This is a genomic window from Gilliamella sp. wkB72, from assembly GCF_001693745.1.
Taxonomy (GTDB): Bacteria; Pseudomonadota; Gammaproteobacteria; order Enterobacterales; family Orbaceae; genus Gilliamella; species Gilliamella apicola_E.
Genome location: NZ_LZEI01000009.1, coordinates 159792 through 176177 on the forward strand (window position 1 = coordinate 159792; position 16386 = coordinate 176177).

Genomic DNA, 16386 nt, shown 5'->3' on the forward strand with positions numbered 1-16386 from the left:
AATTTGTGATGTATGCAGTAATCCTCATGAATTATCTTGATTAATAACGATCAAATGTAATCCTAACCAAATATTAAGCGTATATAGGCAAATTTATAAGCGAGTTTACATGACAAAAGAAATATCTTTTATTGACCTTGGTTTATCTGAGGAAATCCTTAATGCATTAAATGATCTTGGTTTTACGAAACCATCACCAATCCAAGCTGAATGTATTCCCTTACTCTTAGAGGGTAATGATGTATTAGGTATGGCTCAAACAGGTAGTGGTAAGACTGCAGCCTTTTCAATACCTTTTTTAATGAATATTGATGCTAATTTGAAAGCGCCACAATTATTGGTTTTAGCACCAACACGTGAGCTAGCTATTCAAGTTGCTGATGCTTGTGCTGAGTATTCTAAATATGTAAAAGGGGTTAAAGTATTAGCTCTTTATGGTGGTCAACGTTATGATGTGCAATTGCGTGCATTAAAACAAGGCCCTCAAATTGTTGTGGGGACACCTGGTCGTTTATTAGATCATTTAAACCGTAAGACTTTAGATCTTTCTAATCTTAAAGGTTTAGTATTAGATGAAGCTGATGAAATGCTAAGAATGGGCTTTATTGATGATGTTGAAAGCATTATGGCTTCAATTCCAGAAGATCATCAAACGGCGCTGTTTTCAGCAACTATGCCAGCCCCAATTCGTCGTATTACTAAACGTTTTATGCATAATCCAAAAGAAGTGCAAATCAAAGGGACTAATCAAACGGCTCCCGATATTGATCAAAGCTATTGGTTAGTACGCGGTATGCGTAAGAATGAAGCAATTGTGCGCTTCTTAGAAGCTGAAGATTTTGATGCTGCGATTGTTTTTGTGCGTACTAAAACTGCAACTTTAGAAGTAGCAGAAGTATTAGAAAAATATGGTTATAGTTGTGCAGCCTTAAATGGTGATATGACGCAACAACTACGAGAACAAACACTCGATCGTTTACGTAATGGTCGGTTAGATATTTTAATTGCAACCGATGTTGCAGCACGTGGGTTAGATGTTGAGCGTATTAGTTTAGTAATTAACTATGATATTACACTTGATTCTGAATCGTACGTTCATCGTATCGGACGAACTGGACGCGCTGGACGAGCAGGGCGAGCGATTTTGTTTGTGGATAGTCGTGAGCGTCGTTTGCTTAAAAATATTGAGCAAACTATCAAGAAACCCATTCCGGAAGTGGCACTACCATCTAAAGAATTGCTTGAAAAACGTCGTTTGGCTAAATTTACTCAGCAAGTTCAACAACAACTTGAGAGTGCGGATTTAGATCAGTATCAATCGTTATTAACTCAAATCCAAGCTGATAGTGGTGCAGATCTTGAAACGATTGCAACTGCACTGTTACGTTTAGCACAAAGTGATCGTCCGTTAATTCTTCCTCCTGATCCGGTCTTTAAACCAACAAGAGAGTATCGTGATGGTCGAAGTGGTGAGCGTCGTTTACGAGGCGATAATCGTGAGTCTCCAAAACGTCGTGAGCGTCGAGATGTTGGCGAGATGGATATGTACCGTATTGGAATTGGTAAAGAAAACGGTGTTGAAGTGCGCCATATTGTTGGTGCAATTGCCAATGAAGCTGATATTAGTAGTCGCTATATTGGTAATATCAAACTTTACGAGACTTATTCAACAGTAGAATTACCAAAAGGTATGCCTAAAGATATCCTTAAGCACTTTGAGCGCGTTAGAGTGCTAAATCAACCGATGAAAATGAGTTTAGTTACAGGTAAACCATCTGAAGCTAAGCGTGGAAGTAGAAGTAGTAAACCTGAGTCTAAGGATAAAGGTTTTGCGAAAAAACGGGGTCGCCCATCAGCACCTAAGTTTTAGGACTTTAATTCATCTTAAACCTCTGCATCTTATGGCAGAGGTTTTTTTTCATTTAAATTGTTGCCAGCATTTTTGGGTAACGTGATAAAATCAATCATCGCCAATAAAGTCATTCCTGCCACCATAAATAATGCTAACCGAAAATCTTCAACCATTATCTGATTATGTCCATTATAGCTTGACGCAATAAATAGAAATAAGGCACTTAAAACAATGCCTAGCACGTTGTTTAGTTGTTGAAAAAGGGTTGATAAAATATTAGCGCTTTGCATTTCGTTTTTTTCAATTTCTGAAAAACTTAAGGTTGTTATTGTAGTAAATTGGATCGATCGTGCACCACCAGAAAAGAATAAAACCAATATAATCCAAATGATTGGTGTTTTTGGTGTGAAGAGCGCACACAATACAAAACTAAATGATAATAATAGACCATTAACGATTAGAATTTTACGAAACCCAAACTTGTGAATTAAAGGTGTATTAATGGTTTTGAAAATGATATTTCCTGCAAATAGTGAAAGTAATAAGGAACCAGCTGTTAATGGTGACCATCCAAAACCGATTTGAAACATTAGTGGTAAAATAAATGGAGCGCTGTTCAAGCCCATCCGTATTAGTGAGCCTCCAAAGAAGGTCATTCTAAATGTGCGTTTTGAAAATGCGTATAAGCTAATTAATGGGTATTGTGTGTGCGTGAGATGATAATAGGCGAAGATTAATATTAGGCAACCTGCAAAGGAAGTGCCGAGAGCTAGCCATAAACGACTATTTGAGTGGGAAACCATTTCAAGTCCATACACAAACAATAATAAGCCTAAGCCACAAGCGATAAATCCTACAATATCAAATGAGCGTTTTTCAGGTAGTTCTTTAGGTAATAGGTGATGAGCGAAAAATAATGCAATAAAGCCTAATGGAATATTGAGGATAAATATCCAATGCCAAGTGAGATATTGGGCAAAGAATCCACCAATAATTGGTCCCATCAATGGTGCAATTAAACCTGGCCAAACGAGAATTGATATTGTGCTAACAAGATGCTGTTTTTCCGTTCGACTTAGTACTACTGTTCTACCTACTGGCACCATTAATGATCCCCCTAAACCTTGAATCAATCTTGCGATAGTAAACATGGTTAGGTTAGTCGATAAAGCACACAATATTGATGCCAACATAAATAATATAATTGAAATCGAGAAGACACGATAAGCTGTAAATCGATTTGCGATCCAGCCACTCGCGGGAAGGCCAATTGTAAGTGCTAACATATAGGCGCTAATACCGATAGATAAATCTTGTGGATTAGTTAAAAATGATTTCGCCATTGCGGGAATTGCTGTGGTTATCACCGTAGCGTCTAGATTTTCCATGAAGAAGGTTGCCGCTACTAAAATAGCCATTTTACGAACGTGATTATACTGTTCCATAATATTACAAATTAATTCAAAAATATAAAAATTAGGAACTAATATACGCTAAAAATTTTTGCCGTGGTAAAGCTTTTTTACATTTTGCCCTTGGTGTTTATTCAGAGTATACTAATACCAATTCAATCGGTGAACAGAGGTATAGGATGACAGATTCTCTAAATAAATGTAAAGCTAATGAAACACCAGCTTGTTGTTGTGTTGATGTCGGCACAATTATTGATAATGAAGATTGTAGTGCAGAATATGAAAATATTTTCACAACTGAATCAGAAGCAAAAGCAAAATTAGCCTCTTTGACACAAGCAGCTAAAGATGTTGAAACAGAACCTTGCGAAATCAATAGCAGCATCGATAAAGTAGAAAATGGCTATAAATTGACAGCTAAATTTACTTTCTGTTGTGGTGCAGAATGTATGATCTTCCAATTAAAATTACGTTAATCCCTGTTTTATGAAGATTTGTATTATGAGGCATGGTGAAGCAGGTTTTTCTGCTTCATCTGATGCAAGTCGATCATTGACTGATTTTGGTAGAAAACAAGCCAGTTTGGCTGGTATATGGCTTAATCAGCAAGATTTCAAATTTGATTTAGGGTTAGTTAGTCCTTATCTAAGAGCACAACAAACTTTCTCTGAATTGTCTTCATACTGCCACATACCTAAAGTTGAAACTGATAATTTTTTGGTGCCAGGTGGAAGTCCTTCCCATATTGCCGATTTATTAATGACACTTCCCGCTCGAGGGATCGAGAATGTAATTATTGTTTCCCATCTTCCTTTAGTTGGTTATTTGGTTAATGAATTATGTCCAGATGTTTCACCACCAATGTTTCCTACAGCTGCTATTGCTTGTGTTGAACTATCACCCAATGCGGCAGGAAAGTTAGAATGGTTTCATGTAGTGGAATAAAAAAACTTAATCTTTTTGATTTACCGTTAACAGGTCGAACGCTGATCGAAGCGTCGGCTGGGACTGGTAAAACCTATTCGCTCGCATTCATTTATCTCCGGTTATTACTTGGGATTGGTAAAAATAACTATCCTACACCGCTCGAGGTTAATCAAATTTTAGTTGTGACTTTTACAAAAGCTGCAACTCAAGAACTTCGATCGCGAATAAGACAAAATATCCAAGAACTGCGTTTAGGACTTTTACAAGGTCGTCATGAAGATCCTATCTATCAACAGCTAATTGATTTAGTTGAAGATACAGATGATGCTATCCAAAGACTAACTCAAGCTCAGCAATCAATGGATGATGCAGCGATTTATACTATCCATGGTTTTTGTCAACGCATTTTAACTAGCCATGCTTTTGAATCTGGGGTACTGTTTGAGCAGACGCTAATTACTGATGAGCAAGACCTAAAGTTACAAGTTGTCCAAGATTTTTGGCGTCACTATTTTGTTCCGCTTGATAGAGAGTTAGTTTATTTAATTCTTGATTATTGGCAAGATCCAAAATCGTTATTATCAGATATTAATCCTTATTTAAATTTTGAATTTGATCAATCGCAAGAAGAGAATTTTGACATTACTAAAAAGATCGAGCAGTTTTATCGAAAACATTTTGAGCAGATCGAATTAGTTAAAAAACTGTGGTTAGATTCTGTTGCAGATCTTCCTGAAATCATTGCTCGATCAGGAGTTAATAAACAATCTTATAATAACCGCTTTTTACCAAATTGGTTTGCTAAAGTGACTGCTTGGGCTCAATTACCCACCCAATCATTCAAAATACCTAGTGAATTAACGAAATTTAGCCAATCGATTTTAATTGAAAAAACTAAGCAAGATAAAGATCCTCCTGTTCATGTTGTTTTTGAAAAGATCGATTGGTTATGCAATAGTGCTATTGATTTACGTAGCGAAATTTTAATGGATATCGTTCGCGTTATTCAAAAAGGTATTTATGCGCAAAAAGTTAAACTTGGTAAGATGAGTTTTGACGATTTATTAAGCCAGTTAAATCGCGCCTTACGAGCTAGAAATGGAAAGCGATTAGCACAAAGTATTGCGCAAAAATATTGCGTGGCTTTGATTGATGAATTTCAAGATACTGATCCTGTGCAATATAAAATCTTTGATCGTATCTATGGTCGTTATCCTGAATCAACCGGTTTACTGTTTATTGGTGATCCGAAGCAAGCTATTTATAGTTTTCGTGGTGCGGATATTTTTACTTATCTAAAAGCGAAATTATCAACCGGTGAAAATAATTTTACTATGCAGGTTAATCATCGCTCCTCATCGTCTATGGTTGATGCAGTCAATGCACTATTTAGCAATCATGATAATCCTTTTATTTTTGAAAATATTTCTTTTTTTCCAATGGAAAGTGCTGAAAGAAATCAGCATAAAGGATTGATCATCAATCAACGTGAAGTTAATGCGTTAACAGCCTATTTATTACCTGATGAAGTTACCACAAAAACAGATTATCAAGAACATATTGCTAGCTGTTGCGCTAAGCAAATTGTGACTTGGTTGACAGATCCAACAATTTTGATAAAGGATAAAGATGAGCATCGTTCAATCACCACTGCTGATATTGCGATTTTAGTCCGAACTGGGCGCGAAGCCGAAATCATCCAACAAAAATTGGCTGCTTTTGGGGTTAAAAGCGTTTATTTATCCAATCGCAATAGCGTATTCCTATCTAAAGAAGCACAAGAGATTCTTTATCTATTACAAGCTGTTTTAATGCCCGAAAATGAAGCGGCTTTGCGTTTAGCTTTAATGACGACACTATTAGGGCAAACAATGGCCGAGCTGGAGCAAATTATCGATGATCAAGATAAATGGGAAGGGTTGATAGAGGAGTTCAAACAGTACCAGATTATTTGGCAATATTATGGTGTATTAGTAATGTTGCGGAGGATGATGAAAAAGCGTAAGTTAGCTGAAAATATCCTAGCTAGCCCAAATGGTGAACGTACATTAACTAACTTTATGCATTTAGGCGAATTGCTGCAAGAAGCCGCTGATGAACTAGATAGCCCGCATGCTTTGGTTCGTTGGTTATCTAGGCAAATTGTCAGCCCTGACTCTAATATAGAAAATCATGAACAACGCTTAGAAAGCGATGAAAATTTAGTAAAAATTATTACGATCCATAAATCAAAAGGTTTAGAGTTTCCTATTGTATGGTTACCATTTGCTGCCCAATTTCGTAATTCAGATAGTCAGTTTTATCATGATAAAAATAATGATTATCAACCCACTTATGCTTGGTTATTAACCGATGATGTCAAACAACAAATTGAAGATGAACGTTTAGCTGAAGATCTACGATTACTTTATGTGGCGATGACGCGCTCAATCTATCATTGTAGTGTTGGCTTAGCATCATTGAAAAAGAGTCAATCAGCAATTGATTATTTATTAAAAGGCCAATTACGCTCGATTGGTAAATTTGCTGATTTGGTTGAACTACAATTACCTATATTGGGGGAGCAGTATACTGCCACAGAAGCTCCTAATATGTTACTGGCTGCTAATGAATTTAAACGTAAATTATCTAATAGTTGGCGAGTGACAAGCTATACCGAGTTACAAAAACATAACAATGGTTTTAATTTAGCTAGTGATTGGAGTGAGAGTCTTGTACCGCCAGATGCTTCTTTATTATCTGAGGTGCAATATGACATTCATCATTTCCCCAAAGGTGCTTATGTTGGTACATTGTTACATTCCATTATGGAAAATTTAACGCCAAGTAATGCCGATGAATTATGTACAACTACGATTAAAAAATTGGGTTTAGATGAACCTTGGTTAAGGGTACTAAATGATTGGCTTCAACAAGTATTAACAACTAAGCTACATCAAGATTGTTCGACATTAGCCAGTATTTTAAATAGCAAATGCATTAATGAACTACAATTCTATTTTCCTATTCGCCATGCCGTAACTAGCTCGCAACTAGATAGTTTATGCAAACAATACGATGATTTATCTAAACAGTGTCCACCTTTAGATTTTGAAACGGTACAAGGCATGTTAAAGGGATTTATCGATTTAGTGTTTGAGTATCAAGGTAAATATTATATTGTTGACTATAAATCAAATTGGTTAGGTGATGGTATAGAGGCCTATACTGAGCAAGCATTAAATCAAGTAATGTGTGAGCATCGTTATGAATTGCAATATCAACTTTATTGTTTGGCGTTGCATCGATTTTTGCGAAGTCGTTTACCCGACTATCGATATGAAACTTATTTTGGCGGAGTTTACTATTTATTCTTACGTGGGCTTCCTGATAAAGGTATTTTTTACCACCTACCAAAACAAGAGTTTATTGAGAAACTTGATAAATTGTTTGATGGTGAGAATTTAGCTTAAATAAAAAGGCACAAATAGTTGTGCCTTTAATTTTTTGAAGAAATTATGTGAATCAACATTTAAATTTTAGTTGATATCGATAATGTTTATCGGTTAGTAAATATTCACTGTGAACATTTGGTGTCCAAGAATCATCACCGCCTATTCCCATATGATAAGCATCAATACTGACATAGGCGTCTTGTTGTGGTTCTAATAAGTGTCTATGGCTTTTTTCCATCAACTGTTTTGTTCCATATTGATTGATGTTAAATTTAAATTGATGACCAGTAATCATCATCTCATTAAGTGTTAATTGTTTTACATCACAGCGTAGGCCGTTTTCACATGGATAAATGTAAGGTGTGTAAAGTTCAGAAAATGGTAATGACCAATCACCAAAAATCGCTGAAGTTTTTCGATCTGGATAATTTTCATGTGGTCCTAAGCCAAGCCATTTCACCTGTTTTGGTATCCCTTTTAATTGATACGTCAAACCTATACGAGCTGGTGCTGGCATGTCATTGGCTATGTCCACTTCAACTGAGATAGTTAAGATACCATCTTGATCAAACTGATGTACCCACTTACTTTGAATAACTTTGCGTTTTTTCACCGAGTAGCTGTGCAAAACTTCAATGATCACATAATTCTCAGTTTGTGATGCTCTTATTGCTAAACATTTGTGGCTTAAATCAAAGTAACCCGCCGCCTTCCACTGTTCGACCCATGCATATGGATTGTTATTACTGTCAAAGTCACCACTAATTCCAATATCATTATCGATTGGTGCTCGTATAAACTGATCTGCAATAGCGCTGGCTAATAGTGGTTTTTTGTTTTTGCTCCATTGACTAAGTTGGCCAGTTTTTTTGTTGATTTGCCAACTCTGGTTCTTCCAATTAACAACTAATTCGGTTTTATTTTCAGTTAATTTTAGTGATGTTTTGTTGTTACTAAATGCTAATTGTGGAATAAAACTATTGGTTAATTTAAATTGTTCCCAAGCCACAACGTGTTTTGCTGGAGACCAAGTAGTAGCTCTATTTTGGATGACTCTGAGTGATAAGTGTAATTCTTCACCATCAAAGTTATTATCAATGTCATCTATAAGTTTGAGTTCAATAGGGTTATTAGGTGAAATAGTCAGTTTAACTTTACCACTCAGTTGGATTTTACCATCAACCAACAATTCCCATTCTAATGTTTCATTGTTAGTAGTATAAAATAAATACTCACTCTTTACTTCAATAACTAATGGTTTTTGGTTTACAAGTTTAAATTGGAAAGGTTGTTGTACTTTTTTAGCTTCAATTAAACTTGGGTGTGCTTGGCGATCAGGAAACACTAAACCGTCTAAACAAAATTGTCTATCATGATACGCTTCACCAAAATCACCACCGTAAGCCCAATAACTTTCGCCAGATTTGGTATGGCAACGAATACCATGATCAGCCCATTCCCAAATAAATCCTCCTTGTAATCGAGGATATTGTCTAAAGGCTTGCCAATATTTATAGAATGCACCTAGACTGTTTCCCATTGCATGAGCATATTCACATAAAATGAGTGGTCGCTCTTCATCTGGCATGGATATCCATTTTTTTATCGCCCATTTAGGCACATTAGGATGAGGTTGATCTTGTTCAACTCGGGCATACATAGGGCAAATAATGTCAGTAGCTTTAGTATTGGCACCACCACCTTCATATTGCACTGGACGAGTTGGGTCATTGCTTTTTATCCATGAGTATAGTGCATCATGATTTGCCCCGTGCCCTGATTCATTTCCTAATGACCAAATAATTATGGCAGGATGATTTCGGTCACGTTGAACCATGCGAGTTACTCGTTCACTATAAGCTGCTAACCAACGAGGATCGTCAGATAATCGAGACATTGGGAACATGCCGTGCGATTCAATATTGGCTTCATCAACTACGTATAGTCCAAATTCATCACAAAGTTCATACCAACGAGGATCGTTAGGGTAATGGCTGCAACGTACAGCGTTGAAGTTGTGCTGTTTAATTAACTTGATATCGTGCAACATGGCTTGTTCGGTAACAGCATAGCCCATATCAGGATAAAATTCGTGACGGTTAGTTCCTTTAATAAGAAGTGGTTTACCGTTTAAACAGAGTTGCCCATGTTTGATTTCAACAGTTCGGAAACCAATATTATAAGCCTCTGATTCAATCAAGCCGGTTTTCTTATGATTTAAGCTAACAACTAGTCGGTAAAGATTTGGGGTTTCGGCACTCCACAATTGTGGTTTATTGACGGGAATATGGCATGTCATTCGGTCATTATATCCACCTTTTTCATCAACAAAAGATATTCCGATTGGTTGCGTTTGTTCAAGAATGAGTTTGTCTTTTTGCCATAACTCAATACCGACATTTAGCATGTCCATCTCACTGTCATGCTTTACGTTAACTTGCAATGTTAATATTGCATTTTGATAGCAAGCGTCAAGCTCTGTTTTAACATGAATATCACTCAAATGTGATTTTGGTTTGTTAAGTAGTGAAACTCCACGGAAAATACCACTTAATCGCCACATATCTTGATCTTCTAAATAACTACCATCACACCATTTCAATACTAATACAGCAATTCGATTTTCACCTTCTTTTAAAAAAGGCGTTAAATCAAATTCAGCAGCGATGCGACTGTCTTGTGAATAGCCAACCCAATTGCCGTTACACCAAAGATGAAATGCTGAGCTGACACCATCAAATATAATTCTTGTGTCCCCTTTATTTAACCATTTTTTATCAATTTTAAAATAGCGAGAATAGCAACCAGTTGGGTTATCTTCAGGAACAAATGGGGGATTATAAGGAAATGGATATCGGATATTAGTATAAACAGGCGCATCATAGCCATGTAATTGCCAATTTGATGGAACTGGAATAGTATTTTTATCTATTTCTTTTTTTAACCATGATACAGGTACTTGTTTAGGATTTTGATAATAACTAAAAAACCAGTCACCATTAAGTGAAATAATGGCACTTGAATCAGCATTATTTTTAGCACTTTGCTTGTTTCGCCAACTATGAAATTTTGGATGGGTATCAAGTTTGTTCATGCTTAATACAGATAGATTATTCCAATCTTGTCTGTTGATAATATCATCTAGGGACGGATTCATAAGCCTCTCCATTTGTTCAAGTATATCTGATAATGTCTAAAATCTTTTTTGACTTTTTAATTATAATGATTCAATTATTGAAAACAGTGATCAAGTTAACATTTGTGTAATCGAATACATTTTTATTTGATTGACTTTATTTTTATAATTTTAATTTTTTATGTATGCGATTACATTGGTAGGTATACTTTGATTAATTTATACTTTGTATCAATTATTCAATTGGATAGACTGAATACCGTTTAGAGAGGGTGGGCGTATATATATTAATTAAATTTGCTGAAGGTGATTCGCCTTTTGCCAAGCATAATGCCAGTTCCGCAGCTTGTTCAGCCATTGTATGAAGTGGGTAACGGATGGTGGTTAATTTTGGATGTAAATAGCGCGCAAGTAGCAAATCATCAAATCCAATAATGGAAATTTCTGCTGGAATTTTTATGTCGTTATCATATAACACTGACATTGCACCAGCGGCCATTGAGTCGTTATAACAGGCAATTGCGGTAATTTCTCGATTACGTTCCAATAGTGACATCATTGCTTGTTCTCCTCCTTCTTCATTAGGTGAGGAGAAGGCAATAAAGTTTTCATTAACATCAATATTGTGTTCAATTAATGCATCTTTATAGCCTTGTAACCGATCGGACGAGTCAGAAATTTCATGGTTAGAGCATAAATATCCAATTTTAGTATGTCCATGCTGGATTAAATGTTTTACGGCTAGATATGAACCATAACGGTCATCTAGAGCAATACAACGCTTTTCAAAACCTTTCAATAGCCGATTGATTAATACCATCCCTGGCACTTGCTCCATTAATTTTATCAATCTGCTATCGGGTAACATTTTTGCATGAACGACTAGTGATGAGCAGCGATGCTCTATTAAGTGAGTTATTGCATTATATTCTTGTTGTTCATTATGGTAACCATTACCAATTAGCAAAAAATGTCCTGTTTTGGATGCAACTTTTTCTACCGTGCTAACCATAGCGCCAAAAAAAGGATCGGATACGTCAGCCACAACAATTCCAATAGTATTAGAGTTTTGTTGTGATAATGCACGAGCATTAGCATCAGGATAATAACTTAATTTTTCCATGGCTTTTTTTACGGTTTCGCGTGTGGTATCACTAACGTTTTCGGCGTTGTTAATCACTCGCGAGACTGTCGCAACAGAAACTTTAGCTAAATGTGCAACATCTTTTATTGTCGCCATAAAAAAACCTTTTAAATTATTACCGTAACTTTTTTAAAGTTTATTATTAGTTTGGTGTTGGTATCAAGTTAAGTAGAACTGTTAATAACTAAGCCAAAAATGATTCATAATGAAGTTATGAAATATTACAGAATACGTTCTTACTTATCTTAAATAGCTGATACAGATATCTGCTCACTTTTATGACTTAATGTATGATAATAAAGCAAAATTTTGGCTTTGCCAACAAAGCATTGACGCCTGAATCGTTTCAGTTGTAATTTATTAATAAGGGGAATGATTAATTGACTAAATTCCCCTCAAATTAGTTAAATTTTAACTAGTTCGTACTATTTTGCCGTAACTTTTATTAACATTGCGGTAGCAGGATCGAGTACAGGTAATGGTAAGCCGATATTCATTAACCAATCTCCTGACAGTGTGGTATCTGTTGTCATCCATTTTGGAAATGATTTCATGGCGTGACCATTTACTTTCGGATCAATGTGATCAGGTAGATCTAGAATTTCGATTTTGTATTGCTTATCAGCTAATAATCCAACTAAGCGTAAGTTACCACTTAATGCATAAGTCGGTAATGCCAATTGCGCTATAATAAATGCTGCTTCTTTTTTATCCTGACTGACCACACCATAGCTTTGCATAGCTGCGCTATCATCAACATCTAAACGTACACTATTACCACTATGCAATAATGGGCGTAGCTGTTTATGTAAACGGATATAATGAGTAAAACCTTTTTGTTCTTCTGCCGATTCTTTCACTGGATCGAGCTCAACACCCATATGTCCAAATAATGCTGTTAAACCTCGTAAATTCATATCTAATTCACGATAGGTGGTGTGACAAGTTTTGCCACCGATATGAGCACCCATTACCTCAGGTGGGAAGAAGTAGCTCATACCTCGTTGTATGATTTGTCTATCTAATGCATCATTTGAATCTGAGGCCCAAAAACGTTGAGTACGTTTTAACACTTCAAAATCTATACGACCACCACCAGAAGAACATGATTCAATTTCAACATTAGGATATTTTTCTAGCAGAATATCCATTAAACGATAAACCGCATTAGTTTGTCCAACTACAGCTGGGTGACCTTCGTGGCCTGCCTGAACAATTTCTCTATTCATATCCCATTTAATATAGTCAATATCATAACTACCGAGTAACCAATTTAATCTTTCGAGTAGATAATCAAATACCGCTGGATTTTGTAAATCAAGTAAGTATTGATGACGGCCTTCAGGTTGATTGTAGCCAGGTAATTCAAGTAACCAATCAGGATGTGCTCGATAAAGATCAGAGTTTTTACTGATCATTTCTGGCTCAACCCAGATACCAAATTCCATTCCTTGTTTTTTTACATGTTTGATAACTGGTTCAAGTCCTTTTGGATATTTGCGTTTATCTAAATACCAATCGCCTAAGGCTTGATAATCATCATCACGTTTGCCAAACCAACCATCATCAATGATAAAACGTTCAACACCCAGTTGTGCTGCTTTTGTCGCCATTTTCATGATGTAATCTGGGTTGTGATCGAAGAAGATTCCTTCCCAAGTATTAAGATGGACAGGACGAGGTTTATCGCTTGCGAAATGAATAATATTTTGGCGTAAAAATTGATGGAAATGCTGGCTCATCTTATTTAAGCCTTCATTACTATAGGTTGCATAAAGCCAAGGAGTACTTAAAGTTTCACCTTTAGCTAATGATATTTCTCCAGCAAGATAAAGCGCTTCGGCTTGGATGAAGCGCTTACCATTACTTTTCACTGCAACTTGGATACGATGATTACCACTCCAACCTAAATGGATACCCCAAACTTCACCAGTTTGTTCTTTAAATCCATCGGTACCAACTACCATACCCGGAAAGTATTCGTGTGAAGTACGACCACGGCGGTTTTCTTGCAGGTATCCACAATGTTCGATTTTTGTTCTGTGAGGGAAGAACTCTTTAATCCAACGACCACTAAATGCCATTAATTCTTGTGCACGTTCAGGAATTGGTAATGTTACAGATAAACGGTTGACTTGATATGGTTCTTTACCTAGATTAGTCAGACTATTTTGACATTGTAATACACCGGTTTCGTCTAAAATCAGCTTACTAGTCAAACGAAGTTTTGCAATACTATCTTCACTAATTATAGTTATATCATTTTTTTTCTTGGTTACTTTTTTGGTAACAAAAACTGGTGACCAATCTTTACCATTTCGATGACCTTCTAGTCCTGGCGTGCTAAAGTTTCCTACTCCTTCCTCAGGACAAAGGGTGAACGGGACATCGATATCAATACGTGAATTGGGTACGGCAGGTATAAGCATATCGATATCATCAAGATTTACGTTTTGTAATCGTTTACCAAAATAGCAGAGTTCAGCATAAGGTTGGGTGCGTAAGATAATATCTATATCGCGGGTTCTAAGATGGCAATTCATATTCTCTCCAAAGGTTAATCACTTTTCCGATATAGAATAATAATAATTTTCATTAATTAATATGATTAATTTTTAATTTTGTGATTAAGATCTCAATTAATGTAATCGTTTCCATTTTATTTTTCTAAAATGGTTAATTAAGCAATTTTTATTGCAAATGGTTGTGCGAAAAGGCAGTATTTTGTGTTATTATGATTTTTAATCATGGGTGAAATTTTAAAATATTATGAAAAATATTATTACTTTATTTTCTTTAATTGCGCTGGTTTTTAGTGTTGAAGCAGCAGATAGATATGTGACTGAAAATGTTGATATTTATCTTCGCCGCGGTCCAGGTTCTCAATATGCCTATACGAATGCTGTTAAAGCAGGGGAAAAAGTTACAGAACTAGAGAAAAGCGCTGACGGTAAATACACCCGGATACAACTTCCTAACGGTAGCTCGGCTTGGATTGAATCAAATAAACTAAAAGATCAACCTAGCCTTAGAGTACTTGTCCCAACGTTAGAGTCAAAACTTGCGGAATATAAAGATAAGGTTGATAACGCAGAGCAGTATAGACAAAATGCTATCAATGATTATTCCGAAAAATTAAAACAAGCCGAACAAACAATTGAAAGCCTACAAGCTAGAAATAAAGAATTAGAACAAATCAATAAATCACAAGACACTAAACTTGAATCAATGCTAAATCAAGTTGATGACAAGCGACGAGACCTTATTGTTACTTGGTTTACTTATGGTGGCTTAGTCGCTGGTGGTGGATTCCTATTAGGTTTAATTTTGCCAGCTATTATGCCGGGTCGCCGCAAAAAAGATCGCTGGATGCGCTAAATGAGCAAATTCTATCTTGTTGGCGGTTCTGTTCGAGATAGATTATTACATCTTCCTCTTGTTGATCGAGATTGGGTTGTAGTTGGTTCTACACCCGATGAGCTTTTAGCTCTAGGTTATCAACAAGTTGGTAAAGACTTCCCAGTCTTTTTACATCCCATAACAAAAGAAGAATATGCCTTAGCTCGAACCGAGCGAAAATCGGGTAAAGGCTATACTGGATTTATTTGTGACTTTAGTAAGGATATTACCTTAGAGCAAGATCTTATCCGCCGAGACCTGACTATTAATGCTATCGCCATGGATGAAGATGGTAATCTTGTCGATCCTTATCATGGTATTGATGATATCAAACTTAAATTATTGCGTCATGTTTCCCCTGCGTTTAGAGAAGATCCTTTACGAGTGTTACGAGTTGCTCGATTTGCTGCTCGTTATTATCATTTAGGTTTTAGAATCGCATCTGAAACACAAAAGTTAATGGAAGAGATGGTTTTAGCTGGAGAAATAAATACTCTTACTCCAGAGCGTGTTTGGAAAGAGACCGAGAAGGCATTAGCAAGTGCCGATCCACAAGTTTATTTTCAAGTGTTAAAACAATGTGGTGCTTTGGCGATATTATTTCCATCATTAATTCTTTCTAATACTGTTGCAGATGCATTAAAGAAATCTACTTTATTAACCGATGATTTAACGGTTCGTTTTGCAGTATTATTTGGTGAATTAGCAACTGAAGCAGAGAAACTTTGTTCACAAATTAAAGCACCAAATCAATATACAAAATTAGCGATAATGGTGCAGCAATACCGTCTTAAAGTTGAAAACGTGACACAATTAACAGCTGAACAAATTATTGATTTATTCAATCGAATAGATGTTTGGCGTAATCCTCATCATCTGAATCAATTAATTATTGCTAGCCAATCTTATGCTAAAACAGAATCATTTCCACAAGCAAAGTACCTAGAAAGGGCATATAAATTAGCTCATGGCGTCAATGTTCAAAATATTATTGCTGAAGGTTATAAAGGAAAGTTGATTCAAGATGAGTTACAAAAAAGGCGAATTGAAGCGTTATTAAACGGTATTTGATTGCATCTTAA

At 36.0% G+C, this 16386-nt stretch carries 10 protein-coding genes; 6 read left to right on the forward strand and 4 right to left on the reverse strand.

All coding sequences use genetic code 11. From position 1 onward, the window contains the following. Positions 1-109: 109 nt before the first annotated feature. Positions 110-1870, forward strand: coding sequence for a DEAD/DEAH family ATP-dependent RNA helicase (locus A9G07_RS05190; RefSeq protein ID WP_081303352.1), 1761 nt, complete (start codon positions 110-112; stop codon positions 1868-1870). Positions 1871-1899: 29 nt separating this feature from the next. On the opposite strand, the gene A9G07_RS05195 is transcribed toward A9G07_RS05190, so the two are convergent. Continuing rightward, positions 1900-3297: an MFS transporter gene (locus tag A9G07_RS05195; RefSeq protein WP_065734301.1), complete on the reverse strand. Its 1398-nt coding sequence runs from the start codon at positions 3295-3297 to the stop codon at positions 1900-1902. Between the two features lie 146 nt (positions 3298-3443). Here A9G07_RS05195 and A9G07_RS05200 point away from each other — a divergent pair, with 146 nt between their 5' ends. Genes A9G07_RS05200 through recB form a run of 3 tightly spaced genes read left to right on the forward strand, consistent with a single transcriptional unit; the run spans position 3444 to position 7643 of the window. Next, entirely contained in the window at positions 3444-3740 is a 297-nt protein-coding gene (locus A9G07_RS05200; RefSeq protein WP_065562196.1) for a YfcZ/YiiS family protein, read from the forward strand. A gap of 25 nt (positions 3741-3765) precedes the next feature. After that, positions 3766-4209, forward strand: a complete 444-nt coding sequence (gene sixA, locus A9G07_RS05205) for a phosphohistidine phosphatase SixA (protein ID WP_218060002.1) — start codon at positions 3766-3768, stop codon at positions 4207-4209. Beyond that, positions 4188-7643: an exodeoxyribonuclease V subunit beta gene (gene recB, locus A9G07_RS05210; RefSeq protein WP_065734303.1), complete on the forward strand. Its 3456-nt coding sequence runs from the start codon at positions 4188-4190 to the stop codon at positions 7641-7643. The genes sixA and recB overlap by 22 nt, the downstream gene beginning before the upstream one ends. Before the next feature lie 52 nt (positions 7644-7695). On the opposite strand, the gene A9G07_RS05215 is transcribed toward recB, so the two are convergent. The 3 genes from A9G07_RS05215 to A9G07_RS05225 all read right to left on the reverse strand — a co-directional run bounded on the left by A9G07_RS05215 (position 7696) and on the right by A9G07_RS05225 (position 14448). Further along, positions 7696-10782: a beta-galactosidase gene (locus A9G07_RS05215; protein ID WP_256122088.1), complete on the reverse strand. Its 3087-nt coding sequence runs from the start codon at positions 10780-10782 to the stop codon at positions 7696-7698. Between the two features lie 214 nt (positions 10783-10996). Beyond that, positions 10997-12001, reverse strand: coding sequence for a substrate-binding domain-containing protein (locus tag A9G07_RS05220; protein WP_065734305.1), 1005 nt, complete (start codon positions 11999-12001; stop codon positions 10997-10999). 329 nt (positions 12002-12330) lie between these two features. After that, the gene (locus A9G07_RS05225) at positions 12331-14448 is read right to left on the reverse strand and encodes an alpha-galactosidase (RefSeq protein ID WP_065734306.1); all 2118 of its coding nucleotides are present in this window, start codon (positions 14446-14448) and stop codon (positions 12331-12333) included. 295 nt (positions 14449-14743) lie between these two features. Here A9G07_RS05225 and A9G07_RS05230 point away from each other — a divergent pair, with 295 nt between their 5' ends. Both A9G07_RS05230 and A9G07_RS05235 read left to right on the forward strand, forming a co-directional pair. After that, positions 14744-15283: a TIGR04211 family SH3 domain-containing protein gene (locus tag A9G07_RS05230; RefSeq protein WP_176713950.1), complete on the forward strand. Its 540-nt coding sequence runs from the start codon at positions 14744-14746 to the stop codon at positions 15281-15283. Further along, the gene (locus A9G07_RS05235; protein WP_065734308.1) at positions 15284-16375 is read left to right on the forward strand and encodes a hypothetical protein; all 1092 of its coding nucleotides are present in this window, start codon (positions 15284-15286) and stop codon (positions 16373-16375) included. Positions 16376-16386 lie beyond the last annotated feature (11 nt).